General features: G+C 46.5%; 1 pseudogene. It reads left to right on the plus strand.

Annotated features, from left to right (window positions below):
- Positions 1 to 131: pseudogene (locus tag PGS10_RS24955) on the plus strand (TetR/AcrR family transcriptional regulator); the annotation flags it as partial.
- Positions 132 to 456: the final 325 nt, after the last annotated feature.

A 456-nucleotide genomic window follows, 5' to 3' on the forward strand; every position in this document is an offset into this window, starting at 1 on the left:
TAAATGGAGCTGCACTGAATGCCGCTCAGTGGGTGGCTGCCAGTGAAGATCCGCAGCATGCTTTACCAAAAGCGATTCAGGTTTTCACCCTGCTGGTAAATGGCCTGCTGGAAGAGGGCAAGCACCCATAACCTCCATTCTCAACCTGAAGGTTCGTTAATAAGTTGAGCTCCGTGCCGCTTGTTCCGGCTTCGATTCTCTCGGGTCAGTAATTCAGTCTGAAAATCACATAAGGCCGGTTCAATACGGCCTTCACGAATCTTGATAGTAAAGAATTTTGTGTAGCAATGTTTTACCAGATTTTTCGGACGTTACAATACAGCCAGCCCGATTGTGTATAAACAGGCCCGAGAAGCTAAACTCCACCTTTCATTCATAGAGATCGTACGGCTATTCAGGCAGTCCGCGTCGCGCCAGAAGCGGATATTGATAATTTGATCAATTAATTATTCGATG

Source organism: Klebsiella sp. 141153, from assembly GCF_032601995.1.
Taxonomy (GTDB): domain Bacteria; phylum Pseudomonadota; class Gammaproteobacteria; order Enterobacterales; family Enterobacteriaceae; genus Klebsiella; species Klebsiella aerogenes.